17 protein-coding genes and 1 other RNA gene are annotated in these 18533 nt (G+C 74.2%); 9 read left to right on the top strand and 9 right to left on the bottom strand.

Features of this window, described 5'->3' with window-relative positions:
- Positions 1 to 69 precede the first annotated feature (69 nt).
- From BX286_RS12075 to BX286_RS12065, 3 genes are read left to right on the top strand one after another with little or no spacing between them, the layout of a single operon-like run.
- On the top strand, positions 70 to 930 hold the full coding sequence (locus tag BX286_RS12075) for a Nif3-like dinuclear metal center hexameric protein (RefSeq protein ID WP_079426496.1): 861 nt from the start codon (positions 70 to 72) through the stop codon (positions 928 to 930).
- Complete coding sequence (locus BX286_RS12070) at positions 927 to 1670, top strand: zinc ribbon domain-containing protein (protein WP_079426494.1); 744 nt, start codon at positions 927 to 929, stop codon at positions 1668 to 1670. The genes BX286_RS12075 and BX286_RS12070 overlap by 4 nt, the downstream gene beginning before the upstream one ends.
- A complete protein-coding gene (locus tag BX286_RS12065) occupies positions 1670 to 3319 on the top strand; it encodes a bifunctional RNase H/acid phosphatase (protein ID WP_100863732.1) in 1650 nt (549 codons plus the stop codon). Before BX286_RS12070 ends, BX286_RS12065 begins: the two co-directional genes overlap by 1 nt.
- A gap of 75 nt (positions 3320 to 3394) precedes the next feature.
- Here the strand turns inward: BX286_RS12065 and BX286_RS12060 are convergent, their stop codons facing one another.
- The 3 genes from BX286_RS12060 to rnpB all read right to left on the bottom strand — a co-directional run bounded on the left by BX286_RS12060 (position 3395) and on the right by rnpB (position 6827).
- Positions 3395 to 5362, bottom strand: a complete 1968-nt coding sequence (locus BX286_RS12060; protein ID WP_079426490.1) for a serine/threonine-protein kinase — start codon at positions 5360 to 5362, stop codon at positions 3395 to 3397.
- 145 nt (positions 5363 to 5507) lie between these two features.
- On the bottom strand, positions 5508 to 6074 hold the full coding sequence (locus tag BX286_RS12055) for a Uma2 family endonuclease (protein WP_121014956.1): 567 nt from the start codon (positions 6072 to 6074) through the stop codon (positions 5508 to 5510).
- A 351-nt stretch (positions 6075 to 6425) separates the two neighbouring features.
- Positions 6426 to 6827: RNase P RNA component class A (gene rnpB / locus BX286_RS12045), an RNA gene on the bottom strand.
- A 172-nt stretch (positions 6828 to 6999) separates the two neighbouring features.
- Between rnpB and BX286_RS12040 the strand changes: the two genes are divergently transcribed.
- Positions 7000 to 7155 carry a hypothetical protein gene (locus BX286_RS12040; RefSeq protein WP_315974710.1) on the top strand — a complete coding sequence of 52 codons (156 nt, stop codon included), beginning with the start codon at positions 7000 to 7002 and terminating at the stop codon, positions 7153 to 7155.
- Positions 7152 to 8048: a hypothetical protein gene (locus tag BX286_RS12035; protein ID WP_121014955.1), complete on the top strand. Its 897-nt coding sequence runs from the start codon at positions 7152 to 7154 to the stop codon at positions 8046 to 8048. The genes BX286_RS12040 and BX286_RS12035 overlap by 4 nt, the downstream gene beginning before the upstream one ends.
- On the opposite strand, the gene BX286_RS12030 is transcribed toward BX286_RS12035, so the two are convergent.
- A complete protein-coding gene (locus BX286_RS12030; RefSeq protein WP_079426482.1) occupies positions 7930 to 9393 on the bottom strand; it encodes an RNB domain-containing ribonuclease in 1464 nt (487 codons plus the stop codon). The two genes, BX286_RS12035 and BX286_RS12030, sit on opposite strands and share 119 nt — an antisense overlap.
- Positions 9394 to 9660: 267 nt before the next feature.
- Here BX286_RS12030 and BX286_RS12025 point away from each other — a divergent pair, with 267 nt between their 5' ends.
- Both BX286_RS12025 and yaaA read left to right on the top strand, forming a co-directional pair.
- On the top strand, positions 9661 to 10617 hold the full coding sequence (locus tag BX286_RS12025) for a helix-turn-helix transcriptional regulator (RefSeq protein ID WP_123995630.1): 957 nt from the start codon (positions 9661 to 9663) through the stop codon (positions 10615 to 10617).
- 261 nt (positions 10618 to 10878) lie between these two features.
- Positions 10879 to 11679 (top strand): peroxide stress protein YaaA, encoded by an 801-nt coding sequence (yaaA, locus tag BX286_RS12020; protein ID WP_100863736.1) that lies wholly within the window; start codon positions 10879 to 10881, stop codon positions 11677 to 11679.
- Positions 11680 to 11760: 81 nt separating this feature from the next.
- Here the strand turns inward: yaaA and BX286_RS12015 are convergent, their stop codons facing one another.
- Positions 11761 to 12510 (bottom strand): bifunctional DNA primase/polymerase, encoded by a 750-nt coding sequence (locus BX286_RS12015; protein WP_079426474.1) that lies wholly within the window; start codon positions 12508 to 12510, stop codon positions 11761 to 11763.
- Positions 12511 to 12689: 179 nt separating this feature from the next.
- The gene (locus BX286_RS12010; protein WP_079426472.1) at positions 12690 to 13334 is read right to left on the bottom strand and encodes a TetR/AcrR family transcriptional regulator; all 645 of its coding nucleotides are present in this window, start codon (positions 13332 to 13334) and stop codon (positions 12690 to 12692) included.
- A 151-nt stretch (positions 13335 to 13485) separates the two neighbouring features.
- On the opposite strand from BX286_RS12010, the gene ddaH reads away from it, so the two are divergent.
- On the top strand, positions 13486 to 14295 hold the full coding sequence (gene ddaH / locus BX286_RS12005) for a dimethylargininase (protein WP_079426470.1): 810 nt from the start codon (positions 13486 to 13488) through the stop codon (positions 14293 to 14295).
- Between the two features lie 46 nt (positions 14296 to 14341).
- On the opposite strand, the gene BX286_RS12000 is transcribed toward ddaH, so the two are convergent.
- The gene (locus tag BX286_RS12000) at positions 14342 to 15370 is read right to left on the bottom strand and encodes a small ribosomal subunit Rsm22 family protein (protein WP_079426468.1); all 1029 of its coding nucleotides are present in this window, start codon (positions 15368 to 15370) and stop codon (positions 14342 to 14344) included.
- A gap of 9 nt (positions 15371 to 15379) precedes the next feature.
- Complete coding sequence (locus tag BX286_RS11995) at positions 15380 to 16717, bottom strand: Bcr/CflA family multidrug efflux MFS transporter (RefSeq protein ID WP_260338059.1); 1338 nt, start codon at positions 16715 to 16717, stop codon at positions 15380 to 15382.
- Between the two features lie 108 nt (positions 16718 to 16825).
- On the opposite strand from BX286_RS11995, the gene BX286_RS11990 reads away from it, so the two are divergent.
- Positions 16826 to 17587 (top strand): SDR family oxidoreductase, encoded by a 762-nt coding sequence (locus tag BX286_RS11990; RefSeq protein WP_079426465.1) that lies wholly within the window; start codon positions 16826 to 16828, stop codon positions 17585 to 17587.
- 95 nt (positions 17588 to 17682) lie between these two features.
- Here the strand turns inward: BX286_RS11990 and efeU are convergent, their stop codons facing one another.
- Positions 17683 to 18525, bottom strand: a complete 843-nt coding sequence (efeU, locus tag BX286_RS11985; protein WP_100863739.1) for an iron uptake transporter permease EfeU — start codon at positions 18523 to 18525, stop codon at positions 17683 to 17685.
- Positions 18526 to 18533 lie beyond the last annotated feature (8 nt).

Raw genomic sequence — 18533 nt, 5'->3', positions numbered from 1 at the left:
TGACGGGGGGACCGGCTGTGCCGTCCCGGTGACAGGCTGGGCGGTCGCCACGGACGGTAGCCTTGGCCCGTGCCCTCTCTCTCTGAAGTCATCGCCGCGCTGGACGCTCTCTGGCCCCCCTCGCGGGCCGAGCAGTGGGACGCCGTCGGCACCGTCTGCGGCGACCCCGACGCCGAGGTCACCCGGGTGCTGTTCGCCGTGGACCCCGTACAGGAGATCGTCGACGAGGCGGTGAAGCTCGGCGCCGACCTGGTCGTCACCCACCACCCCCTCTACCTGCGCGGCACCACCACCGTCGAGGCGGGCACCTTCAAGGGCCGCGTCGTGCACACGCTGATCAAGAACGACATCGCGCTGCACGTCGCCCACACCAACGCCGACACCGCCGACCCCGGGGTCTCCGACGCCCTCGCCGGCGCCCTCGACCTGCGCGTCACCGGCCCGCTCGTGCCCGACCCGACCGACCCGTCGGGCCGCCGCGGCCTCGGTCGGATCTGCGAACTGGACCACCCCGAGACCCTGCGCGAGTTCACCGCCCGCGCCGCCGCCCGGCTCCCGCGCACCGCCCAGGGCATCCGCGTCGCCGGCGACCCGGAGACCCCGATCCGCACCGTCGCCGTCAGCGGCGGCTCCGGCGACAGCCTCTTCGCACAGGTCCGCGCCGCCGGCGTGGACGCGTTCCTCACCGCCGACCTGCGTCACCACCCGGTGTCCGAGGCCCGCGAGCAGAGCCCGCTCGCCCTCGTCGACGCCGCCCACTGGGCCACCGAGTGGCCCTGGTGCGAGCAGGCCGCGGCCCAGCTCGACGCGATCTCCGAGCGCCACGGCTGGGGTCTGCGGACCCACGTGTCGCGCACGGCCACCGACCCGTGGACGGCTCATGCGCCGTCCGAAACCACCCCTTCTAGTGTCTCTGGAGCCCCCAACTGAACGCCGAGCCCGCCGACCAGATCCGACTGCTCGACGTCCAGGCCCTGGACGTCCGCCTGTCGCAGCTCGCCCACAAGCGCAAGTCGCTGCCCGAGCACGCCGAAGCCGACTCCCTGACCAAGGACCTCAGCCAGCAGCGCGACCTCCTCGTCGCCGCCCAGACGCAGGCCAGCGACGCCGCCCGCGAGCAGACCAAGGCCGAGCAGGACGTCGACCAGGTGCGCCAGCGCGCCGCCCGCGACCAGCAGCGCCTGGAGTCGGGCGCCGGCGTCTCGGCCAGGGACCTGGCGAACCTGCAGAGCGAGGTCGCCTCGCTCGCCAAGCGGCAGGCCGACCTGGAGGACGTGGTCCTGGAGGTCATGGAGCGCCTGGAGGGCGCGCAGGAGCGCGTCACCGAGATCACCGGGCGGGTCTCCGCGCTGGAGGCCAAGCTCGCCGACGCCATCGCGCGCCGCGACGCCGCCACCGGTGAGCTGGACGCCGAGGCCGCGAAGATCACCAAGGACCGCGAGGTCATCGTCGGCTCCATGCCGGCCGACCTGATGGCCCTGTACGAGAAGATCCGCGTCAAGCAGGGCGGCGTGGGTGCGGCGCGCCTGTACCAGCGCCGCTGCGAGGGCTGCCGCCTGGAACTCGACATGGCCGAGATCAACGAGATCAAGGCCGCCGCCGCCAACCAGGTCGTACGCCACGACAACTGCGGCCGCATCCTGGTCCGTACGGCGGACTCGGGCATCTGATGCCGCGTTTCGTCGTGGAGGCCGACGGCGGCTCCCGGGGCAACCCGGGGCCCGCTGGCTACGGCGCGGTCGTCCTGGACCCGGTCACGGGAGAGACCCTGGCCGAACGCGCCGAGTTCATCGGCGTCGCGACGAACAACGTCGCCGAGTACCGGGGCCTCATCGCGGGGCTGAAGGCCGCCCGTGAGCTGGCCGCCGACGCGGAGGTCCGGGTCCGGATGGACTCGAAGCTCGTCGTGGAGCAGATGTCGGGCCGCTGGAAGATCAAGCACCCCGACATGAAGCCGCTGGCGGCGGAGGCGGCGACGGTCCTGCCGCGCGGGCAGGTCACGTACGAGTGGATCCCGCGCGAGCGCAACAAGCACGCGGACCGCCTGGCCAACGAGGCGATGGACGCGGGCCGCCGGGGCGGGCAGTGGGAACCCTCCGCCTCCACGGCCGACCTGCCCCCGCAGGGCCCCCCGGGCGACGCGGCGAAGGGCGCGGCCGCGGTCCGCGCCGCCATGGCCTCCGGCGGCGCCACGAGGCCCGCTGCGCCGGCCGACTCCGCCGCCGCGGCGGCCTCCGGCGGCGCCACGAGGTCCGCTGTGCCCGCCGACTCCGCCGCCGCGGCGGAATCCCACCCGGCCCCGGCCGGCACCGACGTGCGCGCGGCGCACACCGCGGCCGGCCCCGCGACCCCCTCCGGCCCCGCGACCCCGGGCACGGCGACCGCCGACGTGCGCGCGGCGCGGAGCGCGGCCCACGGCACCCCGTCCGCCGGCCCGGCTGCCCGGGATGTCGCCGCCGACCTGCGCGCAGCCCGGACCGCGGCCGGCCCGGAGGCCGACACCCTCTTCGGCGAAGCCGAGGCCCTGGCCCCGGTGGCTCCGGCCCAGACCCCGGCCCCGGGCTCCGCTCCGGCCGGCGCCGCCGCCCAGAGCCCGGCGGGCTTGGCCGCCCGGGGCGCCGGAGCCCCGGCCGCAGCCGCCCAGCCCCGCGCCACCGCCGGAGGCACCGGCACCGGCTGGGGTGGCCCTGACATGGGGGCCCCCGCCACCTTCGTGCTGCTACGGCACGGCGAGACCGCCCTGACCCCGCAGAAGCGGTTCTCCGGCAGTGGGGGCACCGACCCGGAGCTGTCCGAGGCCGGGCGCCGGCAGGCCGCCGCCGTGGCCGAGGCGCTGGCCGCGCGGGGCACAGTCCAGGCCGTCGTCAGCTCGCCCCTGCGCCGCTGCCGCGAGACCGCCCAGGCCGTCGCCGACCGCCTCGGACTGCCGGTCACCGTCGAGGAGGGCCTGCGGGAGACGGACTTCGGCGCCTGGGAGGGCCTGACCTTCGCCGAGGTGCGCGAGCGCTTCCCCGACGACCTCCAGGCCTGGCTGGACTCCCCGAAGGCCGCCCCCACGGGCGGCGGCGAGAGCTTCGCCGCCGTCACCCGCCGGGTCTCCGCCACCCGGGACCGGCTGCTGTCCGCGTACGCGGGCCGCACGGTCCTGTTGGTCACCCACGTGACCCCGGTGAAGACCCTGGTCCGTCTCGCGCTGGGCGCCCCGCCGGAGTCCCTGTTCAAGATGGAGCTCTCCGCGGCCTCCCTCTCGGCGGTGGCCTACTACGCCGACGGCAACACCTCGGTCCGGCTCCTCAACGACACCTCGCACCTGCGCTGACCGACGGGGCGGCCCCGCCCCGAATGCCGCGCAGGGGAAGGCCCCGACCCAAGGGCGGGGCCTTCCGCCCTCAGGTCAGACCGTGCAGCTTCCGGTGGAATCCCAGCGCAGGAAGACGTCACCCCCGGAGTCGCCGTTGATGAGGACGGCGTACTTGGAATAGGGCCAGTGCGCGGTGGTCTCACCCGACAGTTCCCTGCAGGACCGAAGGGATGCCAGGCGCGCCCACTCCGCCCGCGTGGCCCCGTCCCACCGGGGCTCGTCCGCCCACACGTACATCACGCGGTTGGCGGGGTCGAACCCGACGCTCAGGTTGTCGTGGCTGAGGCGGCCGGCCCTGCTGCCGGACGGGTCGGCGTTCCAGTCCTTGATGATCGCGGTGGCGATCCGGTCGGCGATGCGGATCTCGTCCGGGTCGTGTGACGGGATCTGGGCGGCGGCGAACCCCGTGGCGAGGGGATACCAGTCGGTGGCCTGCTCCGCCCGCGGAGCCGTGGTGCGGTCCGTCACGGACGCCGAGCAGGTGGTGTTGGTGAGGAAGTTGTCCGACCAGATGACCGCAGGGCCTCCTCGGCGCGCGGTGTCGACGATCACGTAGGTGCTGTACGGGAGGTCCGGGTAGGCGCCGCGGAGGCCGCGCAGGCCCAGGCAGGCGAGCCGGGCCAGCTCGCGCATCGTCCCGCCGTCGAGTTCCTGGCCGCCGGAGGCGATGTACACCTCGCCACGGGGCTGGTGGAAGGTGAGGGCGAACTGCTGATCGGGATAGGCGACGGGGTCGAGCCAGGCCCCGGTCCCCATGGCCGGGCGGGCGTCGTTCTCGGCCGGCGTCTGTGCGGCCCGTGCCTGCCGCCATGTCGCGAGGGTCGGCGCGTTGTCCGTCGGGCCCGCGGCCGGGGACGGTGGCTCGCCGCTCCCGGCCGGGACGGGGGACGCCGACGTGCCGGAGACGGCGGCGGCCGTATGGCCGGGGGCAGCCCCGGACGGGGCTGCCCCCGGCGGTCGGCCGTGAGCGGCGGGAAGAGCGAGGAGTCCGCCGACGAGCCCGCCGGCGACGGCCGCGCCCACGGCGACGGTGAACAACAGCCGCTTCCGGCCCCGGGACGGCGGGGCGGCCCAGGCGGGGTCCTCGACCTCGGGAACGGTCCACTGGGCCTGGACCGCCTCGGCGAGGGTCGGTGCGCTGCCGGGCAGGCCGGCCTGCGTGGTCCCGGCGGCGAACAGGGCCGCGCAGTGGAGGGCGGCCTCTTCGGCCGTCGGGCGGGTGTCAGGGGTCTTGGAGAGGGCTTTCTCCACCAACTCGCGGAGCGCCTGCGGCACACCCTCTAGGTCCGCCTCGCCCGACAGGATGCGGAAGGCGACCACATCGGGTGCTCCGGCTCCGAAGGGCAGGCGGCCCGTGGCGGCGTAGGCCACGAGGGCGCCCCAGGCGAAGACGTCGCCGGCCGGGCCGGACGTGCCGGAGCGGTAGTGCTCGGGGCTGATCCAGCCGGGTGTGCCGGTCATGATCCCGGTACGGGTCACGGACGTGCCGTCGGAGGCGCGGGCGATGCCGAAGTCCAGCATCCTCGGTCCGGCGGGGCTCAGGATGACGTTCTGCGGCTTCACGTCGCGGTGGACGACGCCTGCGCGGTGGATCGCCGCGAGCGCCTGCGCGGTCCCGGAGGCGAAGGCGTACAGACTGCCGCCGACGAGCGGGCCGTGAGCGGCGAGGTGCCGGTCCAGCGTCGGGCCGGGTATGTACTCCGTCGCCAGCCACGGGCCTGCGGCCTCGGGATCGGCGGCCAACAGGGGCACCAGGCAGGGCCCTTGCACACGGGAGGACAGGGCGACCTCGCGGCGGAACCTTGCCCGGAACTCCGGATCCTGCGCCAGCGGCTGGTGGACCGCCTTGACCGCGACCCTCGTTCCCCGGGGGTCGAGGGCGGCGTGGACGATGCCCATGCCGCCGCTGCCGAGGCGCCCGATGATCCGGTAGGGACCGATCCTCTTCGGGTCACCGGGGTGGGCGGGCTGGACCCGCCCACCAGGGTCGGTGCTTCTCAAGGGGACTTCTCTCTGTCAGCGCGGCTTGTCGGGGGCGACCGTCTCATCCCGGTGACCCTCAAGGGCGCATTCTGACAGTTCTGACAGTTCGTCAAGGCCGGCGCTGTTCATGTTCCGTGCCCGTGGGGCCCGTTCGAGGGGCGCGCTACAGGCCCGTGGTGTCGATCTCGATACCGAACGGCTCGGGGAGCCGGACCGGGACTCCGAAGGCGTGCGGCCCCTCCGCCTGCGCGTAGCCGTCGTGGACGGGGTCGGAGAAGAGGGTCCAGGTACCGTCGATGCGGTCCACGAGCAGGTAGAGCGGTACCCCGAACTGGCCGTACCGGCGGCGCTTCTTGATCCGGTCGTCGGACGCGTTCGACTCGGATGTCACCTCCACCACGAGGAGCGCCTCGTCCACAGGCAGGGACTTGGCGCCCTTGGCGATCTCCTGCGGGATGATCGCGATATCGGGCAGGTACCAGTTCTCGGTACCCGGCAGGTCGAGGTTCCCCGAGCCCTTGACGCATTTCAGCTCTCGGGCCCTGTGGGCGAGGCCGTCGCGGATCAGGTGCACGGCGTTCTCGTGGTCCCAGGTGGGAGCCATGATCTCGAATTCCCCCTCGATGAGCTGCGCGCGTACGCCGCTCTCATCGAGTCTCTGTACGGCGAACTTGAGCGAGGTCTCCCGGTCGACGGGGAGGTACTCGCGGTGCCGGTGCTGGGCGGACATCGTGGGTGCTCCCAATGGGTTACGCGGCGGGTACCGGTTGGGGGACTGCGCGCCTGCTGGGTACGGAGCCGGAGCGCGGGACCAGGGAGAGTGCCGGCAGCCGAAGGGCGGCGAGGCAGGTCACGGCCATCGTCCACGCCCGAAGCACCGGGGTGGCCCCCACGGCGGCGAGCCGGTCGGTGAACAACTGGTCGAACTGCAAGGTGTGTCCTCTCGTCCGTTGCCCACGGTACCGGGCGCCTGTGACAGCGGCTCCGGTGAGCGGTTCCGGGCGGCGGCGGGCAGCCCCCTTTTCCGTGTCCGGGACGCAAAAGCCCCGGACCGGAGGATCCCCGGTCCGGGGCGTTCGGCAGGACGAGCCGGCCTGTACGCCGGGTTCTGTCGCCCGGAGACCTCGCGGTCGCCGGGGAGACGGCCATCCATCTAGGGCCGGCGTTGCCGCCGGCCTCGTGCGGTCTACCCGCGAACTCGGGCGGGCAGCCCTCAAGCGTTCGCGCAGATCCGTCCGGGGACGGATCCTCTTGACCTTGCTCCAGGTGGGGTTTACCTAGCCGCCTGAGTCACCTCAGGCGCTGGTGGTCTCTTACACCACCGTTTCACCCTTACCGGCGGCCGAAGCCCCCGGCGGTCTGTTTTCTGTGGCACTGTCCCGCGGGTCACCCCGGGTGGGCGTTACCCACCACCCTGCCCTGTGGAGCCCGGACGTTCCTCGGCGGGATCCGGGGATCCCGACGCGGCCGCCCGGCCGACTCGTCTGTCGTAGCGACCATGCTACCGGCTGCCGGTGCCGGCTTGACCTTGACGCAGCGGCAGGGCTTCTACTGAGGGGCATGCGGATCGGAGAGATCGCCACGCTCGTCGGGGTCACCAGCTGGCCGACGCCCCCGCCGACGACCCACGGATCGGCCCGCTCGCGGAGGCGATGGTGGCCGCCGTACCGGATGCGGCCTTCGCCGCGATTCCGGCGGGCGGGCCCGTCGTCCCCGGCTTCGGGGAGGCGCTGCTCGCCGAGTACGCCCCCGCCCAGGCGGAGGTCGTCCGCCGGGTGATGGCGGCCTTCGCGGGAAGGGGGCCGGCGTGAACGCCGTCCGTGCGGCCCGGATCGCGGCCGCCGCCGCGGTACCGGGCGAGCTGGTCCTCGTCGTCTGCCTCGCGTCCGGGGTGCGGCCGCCCGGCCGGCTGACCGCCGGCGTCGAGTCGGCGGTGCTCGGGATGCTGCTGCTGGAGGGCTGGGTGCTGGTCTCGCTGCGGCGGCGCACCGGCTCCTGGCGGGAGGCCGTAAGGGCCGTGGTGCCGGAGCCGGTGCGCCGGCTGCTGCTGCACGAGCTGCGGGCCTGCGCCTCGCTCGGCCGGTGGGTGGCCCGCCGCCCGCACGGGGTGCGGCCGGGGGACCTCGCCGCCGCCTACACGGGGCCGCAGACGGCGATGATGTACGGGCTGCTCTTCGTGTCTCTGATCGAGACCGTCGCGCTCGCCCTGCTCATCCCCTGGCCGGCCGTGCACCGGGTGGTGCTCGTGCTCGACGTCTACGGGGTGCTGCTGGTGCTCGCCCTGCACACCGCCTGCGTGACCCGCCCGCACGTCGTACGGCCCGACGGGACGCTGCGGATCCGCTACGGGGCCCTGTTCGACCTCACCGTCCCGCCGGAGGCGGTGGCCTCGGTCCGGGTGGACCGGCGCTACCCGGAGGGCCGGCTGGTCACCCTCTCCGGAGACGGGGTGCTCGACCTGATCGTGGGCAGCCAGACGACGGTCACCCTGGAGCTGCACCGCCCCCTGGAGTTCCGCCGCCCCCTCGGCGCCCGCGCGCGGGCCCGGACGATCCGCTTCCACGCCGACGACCCCCGCGCCCTGGTCACCGCCCTGCGGCGGCAGCCGCGGGCGCGAAGAGGATCTTCGCGGTGCCCGGGTCGGCCTGCGTCAGGCGGACCCGGATGCGGTCGCCCAGCGGCAGGGGACCCGCCTCGGACCTGACCCGGCCGACCACCGCCGGGTCCTCCAGGTGGACCGTCCCGGCCTGCGGGTCCCGCTCCTCGACGTCGATGACCGTCGCCTCGAAGGTCTCCCCGACCCGGTCTTTCAGCAGGGCCGCCTCGACCAGGTCCACGCACTCCCGCTCCACGGAGTTGGCCAGCCTGGTCCCCTCCTGCATCTCGTGCGGCAGCGCCGCCAGCGCCGCCACCGCCCAGTCGGGCGGCGCCGCCCCCGCGACCGCCGCCACGCACAGCTCCCCGGCGTAGCGGTCGACGAGCCGCCGCAGCGGGGCGGTGCTGTGCGTGTACGGCGCCGCGACCGCCGCGTGCACGGCGTGCTCGGGCCGCTCGCCGCCGGTGAACACCGTGTACCCGGCGCCGCGCAGCAGCGCCGTGCACTCCTGGAGGAACGCGGCGTGCGCGGGGATCCGCGGGTCGAGGGAGCGCACCAGCCGGGCGTACGGCACGTGGTGCGGCCAGTCGATCCGCAGGGCCTGCGCGGCCCGCCGCAGCCGGCCCACCGCACCGTCGGGGGCGGCCGGGAGGGTGCGCAGGATCCCGGTCCCGGCGGCCAGCATCAGGTCGGCGGCGGCCATGCCGGTCATCAGGGAGATCTGGGCGTTCCAGCCGTCGGCGGGCAGCGGCGCCCGGTAGGCCAGGTGGTACGAGCCGTCCGGTGCGAGGACGACCTCCTGTTCGGGGACGTTCAGGGAGATCCCGCCGCGCGCCGTCTCCAGGGCCTCGCGCAGGGTCCCGACGTCCTTCAGCAGGGCCAGGGCGGGTTCGGCGGTGCCGGTGTCGATGGCCTTCTGCACGCCGTCGTAGTCGAGTTTGGCCCGGCTGCGGACCAGGGCGCGGCGGACGTCGGTGGTCTCCACCCGTCCGTCGGCGTCCAGGTCGAGCCGCCACAGCAGGGCCGGGCGGGTCTGGCCGGGCAGCAGGCTGGCCGCGCCCTCGGAGAGCACCTGCGGGTGCAGGGGCACCCGGCCGTCGGGGAAGTAGAGGGTGGTGACCCGGCGGTGGGCCTCGGTGTCGAGGGCGCCGCCGGGGGTGACGAAGGCGGCGACGTCGGCGATCGCGTAGTGGACGCGGTAGCCCCCGCCGGACCGTTTCGCCAGGTGCATCGCCTGGTCGAGGTCCACGGAGGCCGGCGGGTCGATGGTGAAGAGGGGCAGGTCGGTGGCGTCCTCGGCGGGCAGCCGGGGAGCGGCCGCGGCCCGCTCGGCCTCGGCGAGCACCTCCGCCGGGAAGGCGTCGGGCACGCCCAGACGCGTCCGCAGCTCACGCAGCGCGGCGCCCAGGGCGGCACCGTCCGCACCGGCCATGTGCATGTGACGGCGTGGCATGGACCGAGCGTATGTCCTGCCGGGGAGATCTTCTCGGCAGCGGCGCGGGAGGCGGGGCCGCGCGCGGGGACCCCCGCGCGTACGGGTGCGCGGTCCGCGGGTGTCCGATATTCCGCGCCGTGTTCCGCTCACCGGAACACGGCGCGGAAACGGCCGCGCACGACGGCGTGAAACCTCCTGGAACGCGGAGCCCGGCCGGGGCGCAATGTGGGGGGCGGATCGCCCGAACCCACCGGAACCGATCGGAACTCAATCACGGGGCGGCACATGCTGTTGAGGATTCACTTCACCGGAGCCGATCTGGCCCGCACGAGCGTGGCCAGCCGGCCGGATCCCCTGTGGGAGACGGTGCTGAGCCTGCGCATGCTCCAGCGCCGCACCGGCAACCCGGCGGCCGACGCCTGGGGCCGCGCGGTCCGGGCCCGCCGGCTCGACAGCCTGCGCACCCTCCTGCCGCTGGTGCGCCCGCTCGGCTACTTCCCCGACTTCCTCACCCCCTCCGACGGCTCCGCGGACATCGAGCACGGCCTCGACGCCCTCACCGCCACGCCCGCCCGCCACCTGCGCGGCGACCTGGCGGTCCTCGCGGCCGGCGGGGCCCTCCCCACCTGGACGCAGGACCTCGGCGCAGGCCGCCCCGACGCGTTGCGGGGACTGGCCGGAGCCCTGCGCGGCTATCACGCGGCGGCGGTGGCACCCCTGGAACAGACGATGCGGACCACGGTCCGGGCGGAGTACGCGGCGCAGGCGAAGACGGCCGCCGAGTCCGGGATCGAGGGGGTCCTGTCGGGACTGGGGCCCGGCATGCGCTGGAGACCCCCGGTGCTCGAAGTCCAGTACCCGGTCGACCAGGAGCTGCACCTGGGCGGGCGGGGCCTGCTCCTCGTCCCCACCCTGTTCCGCGCCCGTACCCCGGTGTCGCTCCTCGACCCGGAACTCCCGCCGGTCCTCACCTACCCGGCACGGCGCACCGTGGCCCCGGACGGCTCCGCCGGGCGCAAGCTCGTGCCGCTGATCGGGCGCACCCGTTCGGAGATCCTGCACCACACCTCGGAGGGCTCCCGCAGCACCTCCGAACTCGCCCGGCTGGTCGGGATGTCCCAGGCCTCGGTCAGCCACCACACCGCGGTGCTGCGCGCGGCGGGCCTGATCAGCTCGGCCCGCCACCGCAACTCCGTCCTGCACACGGCGACCTCGCTGGGCTCCCTTCTACTGCGCGGCTGAGGTGCGCGTCCAGGTCTTTCGAACCTGCTCGAAACACCTGGACGCGGCCGGGCGCCGCAGCGGACAGTCGGTCCAGCACCACGGCACGACGGGCGACGAGGCACCGCCCACCACGGACCCCCCACCGGCGGCCACGGCCCGCCCCGGCCCAGCGGCCCGGGCACGGCCGTGGCCGTTCGCCCGTGACCGGCCCGCGGCGGGCCGTCTACCCTGGCCCGGGGGCCGCACCCCCCGCGACGTGCCATCGATAGGAGAACCACCGTGCTCGTGCTGCTGCCGCCCTCCGAGGGAAAGGCCGCCGGCGGCTCCGGCGCACCGCTCGACGCCGCGTCGCTGTCGCTGCCCGGGCTGGCCGGGGCGCGGGCGGCCGTGCTGGAGGAGCTGGTCGAGCTGTGCGCGGGCGACGAGCTCAAGGCGCGCGAGGTGCTGGGGCTCAGCGAGGGGCTGCGGGGCGAGGTCGCCAAGAACGCCGGGCTGCGGTCGGCGGCGGCGCTGCCGGCGGGGGAGATCTACACGGGGGTCCTTTACGACGCCCTCGGCCTGGCGGCGCTGCCGGAGCCCGCGCGGGCCCTGGCCGAGCGGACCCTGCTGGTGTTCTCCGGGCTGTGGGGCGCGGTGCGGGTGACCGACCGGATTCCGTCGTACCGGTGCTCGATGGGTGTGAAGCTGCCGGGGCTGGGCGCGCTGGGCGCGTACTGGCGCACGCCGATGGCGGAGGTGATGCCGGAGGCGGCGGGGGACGGGCTGGTGCTGGACCTGAGGTCGTCGGCGTACGCGTCGGCGTGGAAGCCGAAGGGGGAGACGGCGGGGCGCACGGCCACGGTGCGGGTGCTGCACGCGCAGATCGTGGACGGGGTGGAGAAGCGGTCGGTGGTGAGCCACTTCAACAAGGCGACGAAGGGGCGGCTGGTGCGGGACCTGCTGGTCGCGGGGGTCGAGCCGGCGGGACCGGCGGAGCTGGTGGCCGCGCTGCGGGACCTGGGGTACGCGGTGGAGGCGGAGGCTCCGGCGCGGGCGGGGCGGGCCTGGTCCCTGGACGTGGTGGTCACCCAGATCCACTGACCGGGGCCGCTGCGCGGGCCGGGTGACAGCCCCGTGCAGCGGCACCCGCAGGAGACGGCCCAGGGCCTGTCGTCAAAGTCCCTAGCGGCCCAGGGGCCAGGCGACCGCCGAAGGGCTCTGGTCCGCCGTGCCCGCGTACTGCGCGCACGCGTCCGTCAGGGTCTCCAGGAGGGTCAGCGGGTCCGGCAGGGCGTGGCGGACGTCCCTCACCCACGTCACCGCGAACTCACCCGGCAGCGCCGCCGGCGGGAGCAGGACGTAGCTGCCGCGGCAGTGCCACCGCAGCCCCGGGTGTTCGTCCATCGTCTCGGGGTGGCAGTCCAGTTCGCAGGGCCACCACTCGTCCTCGTCCTCGGGCGTACCGCGGGTCGCCGTGAAGAAGAGCATCCGCGCCTGGTCGCCCGTGCCGCCCGACTCGGCGACCGGGCCCACCTCGATGCCGGCGGCGAGCAGGCGGTCCAGGGCGCTGCGGCCGGCCTCCAGGGGCACGTCCAGGACGTCGTGGACCATGCCGGTGGCGGTGATGAAGTTGGCCTGGGGCTGGTTGCGGGCCCAGCGTTCGATCTGGGCGCGGTCGGTGGTCGACTGGGTCTGCCAGGCGAACGAGACCGGGTGCCGGGCCGGGGTGGGACAGCCGATGCGGTCGCACGAACAGCGGTAGCCGACGGGATGGGCGGCGGGGGCGACCGGGAGTCCGGCGGCGGCGACGGCCACGAGGAGCGCTTCGCGTTCCCTGCCGGGGTCCTCTGGAGCGGGTTTCGAGCGGCGGCGCAGCCACTGGGAAATCCTGCTCTGCTCGCCGCGTTTGACGCGGCCGGACTCAGACCCCATCGATCCCCTCACCTCACCGTTGCCCCGGCAGACCAATCCATGGTCCCACCATCCCGTGGGCCCGGTGACCGCACCCCCCGACCGGACCCCCGGGCCCACTTCCCCCGATAACCGCACAATCCGGCCATATGTTCTCGGTCTTGCCGAGGTCGCAGGCTGTCCGGCTATCGGACGGTGACTTACGCCACACCGCCCCCCGCGCCGCCGCCCACGCCGTCACCGGCAGCGCCGCCCACGCCGCCCAGCACGGAGTCCACCAGCGCGTCCGTGTACGCATGGCTCAGCGGCGCCGTCCGCATCAGCCACCGGTAGGTCACGGGACCCACCAGCAGCTCCACCACGAGCCGGACGTCGACGTCCGCCGCGAGCTGCCCGGCCTTCTGGGCCGACCGCAACCGCGCCTCGTAGAGGGCGAGCTGGGGCTCCAGCAGCTGCTCGGTGAAACGGGCCCCCAGCTCGGGGTCGGTCGCCCCGGCCGCCGTCAGGGCGCGTGCCGGGGCGTCGTAGCGGGGGTCGGAGAACTCGTCCGCGGTGGCCCGCAGGACGGTCTTCAGATCGGCCGCCAGGTCACCCGTATCGGGGAATCCCGACCAGCCGGAATCGGTCCCGCTCTCACCGGCCAGGGCCAGCGAGGCGTCCAGCAGGACGTCCGCCTTCGAGGGCCACCAGCGGTAGATGGTCTGCTTGCCGACGCCCGCGCGGGCCGCGATGGCCTCGATGGTCAGCTTGTTGTAGCCGACCTCGCCGACGAGGGCGAGGGCGGATTCGAGGATGGCGCGCCGGGAGCGCTCGCTGCGGCGGCTGGAGTCCGGAGGCTTGCTCATCGGCCCAACGTACCAATCCCGTCGAGACGTCTCGTCTTCCGGCCGTTGTGGTAAACCACCCGATCGGTTCACTGTGCGGCCGCACCCTGAGGGGAGACGATTCTCTCCGTACACACCCGTACCGTGAGTCCGCAGTCGTGAGGAGCCTTCTTTGCGCAGAGACGCCACACCCCGGCGCTACCTGATGTGCGCACCCGCACACTTCAAGGTCACGTACTCCATCAACCCGTGGATGGACCCCACGAAACCGGTGGACCTGCCCCTCGCCCTCGCCCAGTGGGAGGACCTCAGGGACCGGTACCTCTCCCTCGGGCACACCGTCGAGACCCTTCAGCCGGACCCGGGCCTGCCCGACATGGTCTTCGCCGCGAACGGCGCCCTCGTCATCGACGGCCGGGTCCTCGGCGCCCGCTTCGCCTACCCGGAACGCACCGCCGAGGCGGAGATCCACCTCGACTGGTTCCGGGCGAACGGCTTCACCGACATCCACGAGCCCTCCCACGTCAACGAGGGCGAGGGGGACTTCGCCGTCACCGCCGGCTACATCCTGGCGGGCCGCGGCTTCCGTTCCAGCCCGCTCTCGCACGACGAGGCGCAGGAGTTCTTCGGCCGCCCCGTCATCGGCCTCGACCTGGTGGACCCGCGCTACTACCACCTGGACACGGCGCTGTGCGTGCTCGACGGCGACGAGATCATGTACCACCCGCCGGCCTTCTCGCCCGGCAGCCAGGCCGTGCTGCGCCGGCTGTTCCCGGACGCCCTGCTCGTGGACGCCCCGGACGCGGCGGCCTTCGGCCTGAACTCGGTCTCGGACGGCCGGCACGTGCTGCTCCCGCAGGGCGCGACCGGGCTGCTGGCGCCGCTGCGGGCGCGCGGGTTCGAGCCGATCCCGATGGACCTGGGCGAGCTGCTGAAGGGCGGCGGCAGCGTGAAGTGCTGCACCCAGGAGCTGCGTCCTTAGACGGCCGGGACGTCCGGGATGTCAGACGGCCTGGGCGTCCGGGGCGTCAGACGGCCGGGGCGTCCGGGGCGTCCGGGGAGCCGGCGGGGGGCCACTGGTCGCCCCACTCGGCGTCCCGGGCCGCCTTGTAGAGGTCGCCGTGGCGCTTGGTGACGGTGGCGCGCCCCAGCCCGGTCTCCTCGGGACCGCACAGGTCCAGCAGGACGAGCCCCTTCCGGATCTGCGGCCTCCGCGTGATCCGGGAGGGGACGGGGGTGGTGGGGAAGCGGGTCGCGGCGACGTAGGCGAACTTCTCGTCCTCGTACGGGAGGGAGCCGCCCTTGACCTTGCGGTGCAGGGAGGAGCGGCTGACCCGCGCCGAGAAGTGGCACCAGTCCTGGCCCACCTCGATCGGGCAGGTCCCGTCGTGCGGGCAGGGCGCGGCCACCTTCAGCCCGGAGGCGATCAGCTGGTCACGGGCCTCGCGGATGCGCAGGTACCCCTCCGGCGTGCCCGGCTCGATCAGGACGACGGCCTGTCCGGCGCGCGCCGCCTCGGCGACGACCGCCCGGCGGGACTCCTGCGTCAGCTCGCCCAGCACGTAGGAGACGGTGACCAGGTCCGCGTCGGGGAGGGCGATCCCGGCGCCGATGACGGCCCGGCGCCAGTCCGCCGAGCGGAGGGCGGCGGAGGCCGAGCGCCCGGCCAGCTCCTTGCCGAGGGCCAGGGCCGGTTCGGCCCAGTCCAGCACGGTGGTCGTGCGGGGCCCGTCCCAGACGGCGTCCACCGCCCAGGTCGCGGCCCCCGTGCCCCCGCCCACGTCCACGTGCGAGCCCGGCGCCCACTGCGGCGCGGCGTCCGCCAGCCCGTACAGCGCGGAGCGCACGGCCTCGAAGGTGGCCGGCATCCGGTACGCCGCGTAGGCGGCCACGTCGGAGCGGTCGCGCAGCACGGGGGCGTCGGTCGGGGTGGCGCCCCGGTAGTTGGCGATGAGCCGTTCGACGGCGGCCGCGGCCTGCTTCGGCGGGAGTCCGTCGAGCAGCCCGCCCAGCGCGCTGCGGAGGGTTTCGGCGGTGGTGGGGGCGGTGGCGTTCACCAGCGAAGTTTACGGCGCGGCCGGGCCGGCTGGCTCTGCCGGTGCGGCCATGGCCTCCCGGTCCCGCCAGGGCCGGCACAGGGCGAGGAAGCAGCCCGCCGCCAGCAGGGAGCAGCTCAGCTGGACCAGGGCCATCGGCACGGCCGTCCGCTCGCCCGCGATCCCGACCAGCGGGGAGGCCACCGCCCCGACGAGGAAGGAGGAGGTGCCCAGGAGCGCGGACGCCGATCCGGCGGCGTGCGGGGTGCGCATCAGGGCCTGTGCGTTGGTGTTGGGCAGGACCAGGCCCATCGTCGACATCAGCACGAACAGCGCGGCGGCGACGGGGAACAGGCCGGCCTTCCCGAACACGCCGGTGGACATCAGCAGCAGGGCCACCGAGGCGGTGGTGAGCACGGCGATGCCGGCCGCGAGGACCTTGTCCAGGCTGACCCGGCCGACCAGCAGCTTGCCGTTGATCTGGCCGACGACGATCAGGCCGACGGAGTTGAGGCCGAACAGCAGGCTGAAGGCCTGCGGGGAGGCGCCGTAGATCTCCTGCACGACGAAGGGCGAGGCGGAGATGTACGAGAAGAGCACCGCGAAGGCGAAGCCGCCGGCCAGGGTGTAACCGGCGAAGACCCGGTCGGAGAGCAGCCCCCGCATGGTCCGCAGGGCGGCGCCCACGCCGCCGGTCTGGCGCCGTTCGGGCGGCAGGGTCTCGCCGAGGCCGCGCCAGACCACCAGGGTCAGCGCGAGGCCGACGGCGGTGAGGACGACGAACACCCCGCGCCAGTCCGCGAAGCGGAGCACCTGGCCGCCGATCAGCGGGGCGACGATCGGGGCGGTGCCGGATATGAGCATCAGGGTGGAGAAGAAGCGGGCCATCTCGACCCCGTCGTACAGGTCGCGGACGACGGCCCGTGCGATGACGATGGCGGCCGCGCCGGCCAGGCCCTGGAGCAGCCGGAAGCCGATCAGCAGTTCGGCGGAGGGGGCGAGGGCGCATATCGCGGTGGCGAGGACGTAGACGGCCATGCCGGCCAGCAGCGGGCGGCGCCGCCCCCATTTGTCGCTCATGGGCCCGATGACCAGCTGGCCGAGCGCCATGCCGGCGAGGCAGGAGGTGAGCGTCAGCTGGACGGTCGCGGCCGGGCTGCCCAGGGCGGCGGTGACCTCCGGCAGGGCCGGGAGGTACATGTCCATGGACAGCGGCGGCAGGGCGGTCAGTCCGCCCAGGATGAAGGTGACCAGCAGGCCGGTGCGGCGTGCGGCGGTCAGGGGGCCGGGGGCGGGGGCCGAGGGGGAGGTGGAGGGTGAGCGGGACGGCTCGTGCGAGGGGGCCGCGGAGGGGCCTCTCTCCGACATACGGAACTCCAGTCTTTTCATCTGCTTTATGCACCCCTGACCGGCCCATGCTCTCAGCTGTCGGACCGTTCCGGGCCGGATGTCCGGTGTGACGTACTCTGCGGGCCCATGAGCGCACGTGGGAACAAGATCGCTGTAGTGACCGGCGCCGGCTCCGGGATCGGCCGCTCCGTGGCCCTCGCCCTGACCGGGGCCGGCTGGTCGGTGGCCGTGGCCGGGCGCCGGACCGGACCCCTGGAGGAGACCGCGGCGGCGGCCGGGGAGGGCGCTGACGTCCTGCCCGTCCGGGCGGACGTGAGCGACCCGGGGGACGTGACCGCCCTCTTCGAGACCGTCCGGACCCGCTACGGGCGCCTCGACCTCCTCTTCAACAACGCCGGCACCTTCGGCCCGGCGGGGGTCCCGCTGGAGGACATCGCCTACGAGGACTGGCGCCAGGTCGTCGACGTCAACCTCACGGGGTCCTTCCTCTGCGCACAGGGGGCCTTCCGGGTGATGAAGGAACAGGACCCCCAGGGCGGCCGCATCATCAACAACGGCTCCATCTCGGCGCACGTCCCGCGCCCGCACTCAATCGCCTACACGGCCACCAAGCACGCCATGACGGGCCTGACGAAGTCGCTGTCGCTCGACGGGCGGCCCTACCGGATCGCCTGCGGGCAGATCGACATCGGCAACGCGGCGACGGACATGACGGCGCGCATGCAGACCGGGATCCTCCAGGCGAACGGACAGCTGGCGGTCGAGCCGGTGATGGACGCCGCCGACGTCGCCCGGACGGTGCTGCACATGGCGGAGCTCCCGCTGGAGGCGAACGTCCAGTTCGCGACGGTGATGGCCACGGCCATGCCGTACATCGGCCGCGGCTAGGGCCGCGCCCCGCACGCAACGGCGCCCGGCTCGTCCCCGCGGAGGGGGGAACGAACCGGGCGCCGGGCTTTCGGGACGCAGCGGAGCCGGGCGGGCTACTTCACCGGGGCCGCGGCCGGGGCCTCGGCCGCGCCGCGCACGCGCGCCGGCAGCAGGAACACGGTCAGGACCGCCGCGAGGTACAGCAGCCACACCACCAGCTGCGCCACCGTCGGGTCCGGCTGGAAGTTGAAGACGCCCTTCAGCAGGACCCCGTACCAGCTGTCCTGCGGGATCACCGAGCTGATGTCGAACGCCTTGTCCTGCAGGCCGCCGATGAACCCGGCCTCCTGGAGGTCGTGCACCCCGTACGCCAGGACGCCCGCCGCGACGACGACCAGCATCCCGCCGGTCCACGTGAAGAACTTCGACAGGTTGATCTTCAGCGCGCCCCGGTAGAACAGCCAGCCCAGCACGATGGCCGTCGCGATGCCCAGCAGTACCCCGATCAGCGGCGCGGAGGAGCCCTCCCCGCTGGCCCGGACCGAGGCCCACACGAACAGCGCCGTCTCCAGGCCCTCGCGGCCCACCGCCAGGAACGCGGTCGCGACCAGCGCGCCGGTGCCCATCGCGAGCGCCGCGTCGAGCTTGCCCTGGAGCTCGCTCTTCAGGTGCCGGGCGGTCTTCTTCATCCAGAAGACCATCCACGTCACCAGGCCGACCGAGATGACCGACAGGCTGCCGCCGAGCAGCTCCTGCGCCTCGAAGGTCAGCTCCTGCGTGCCGAAGGTGAGCAGCGCGCCGAACGCGAGCGAGAGCGAGCAGGCGATCCCGATGCCGAGCCACACCGGCCGCAGCGCGGCGCGGTTCCCGGTCTTGACCAGGTAGGCGACCAGGATGCAGACGACCAGGCTGGCTTCGAGGCCCTCGCGCAGGCCGATCAGATAGTTGCCGAACACGGCGATTC

The organism is Streptomyces sp. 3211.6, assembly GCF_003634815.1.
Taxonomy (GTDB): Bacteria; Actinomycetota; Actinomycetes; order Streptomycetales; family Streptomycetaceae; genus Streptomyces; species Streptomyces katrae_A.
Note: the sequence above shows the minus strand (reverse complement) of the source record. Positions and strands in the feature narration are given on the sequence as shown.

Excerpts from the sequence above, each read along its gene's own strand:
- BX286_RS12065 (WP_100863732.1), top strand. The coding sequence starts at position 1,670 with ATGCCGCGTTTCGTCGTGGAGGCCGACGGCGGCTCCCGGGGCAACCCG.
- BX286_RS12055 (WP_121014956.1), bottom strand. The coding sequence starts at position 6,074 with ATGTCCGCCCAGCACCGGCACCGCGAGTACCTCCCCGTCGACCGGGAG.
- BX286_RS12030 (WP_079426482.1), bottom strand. The coding sequence starts at position 9,393 with ATGCCACGCCGTCACATGCACATGGCCGGTGCGGACGGTGCCGCCCTG.
- BX286_RS12025 (WP_123995630.1), top strand. The coding sequence starts at position 9,661 with ATGCTGTTGAGGATTCACTTCACCGGAGCCGATCTGGCCCGCACGAGC.
- BX286_RS12015 (WP_079426474.1), bottom strand. The coding sequence starts at position 12,510 with ATGGGGTCTGAGTCCGGCCGCGTCAAACGCGGCGAGCAGAGCAGGATT.
- BX286_RS12010 (WP_079426472.1), bottom strand. The coding sequence starts at position 13,334 with ATGAGCAAGCCTCCGGACTCCAGCCGCCGCAGCGAGCGCTCCCGGCGC.
- BX286_RS11995 (WP_260338059.1), bottom strand. The coding sequence starts at position 16,717 with ATGTCGGAGAGAGGCCCCTCCGCGGCCCCCTCGCACGAGCCGTCCCGC.
- BX286_RS11990 (WP_079426465.1), top strand. The coding sequence starts at position 16,826 with ATGAGCGCACGTGGGAACAAGATCGCTGTAGTGACCGGCGCCGGCTCC.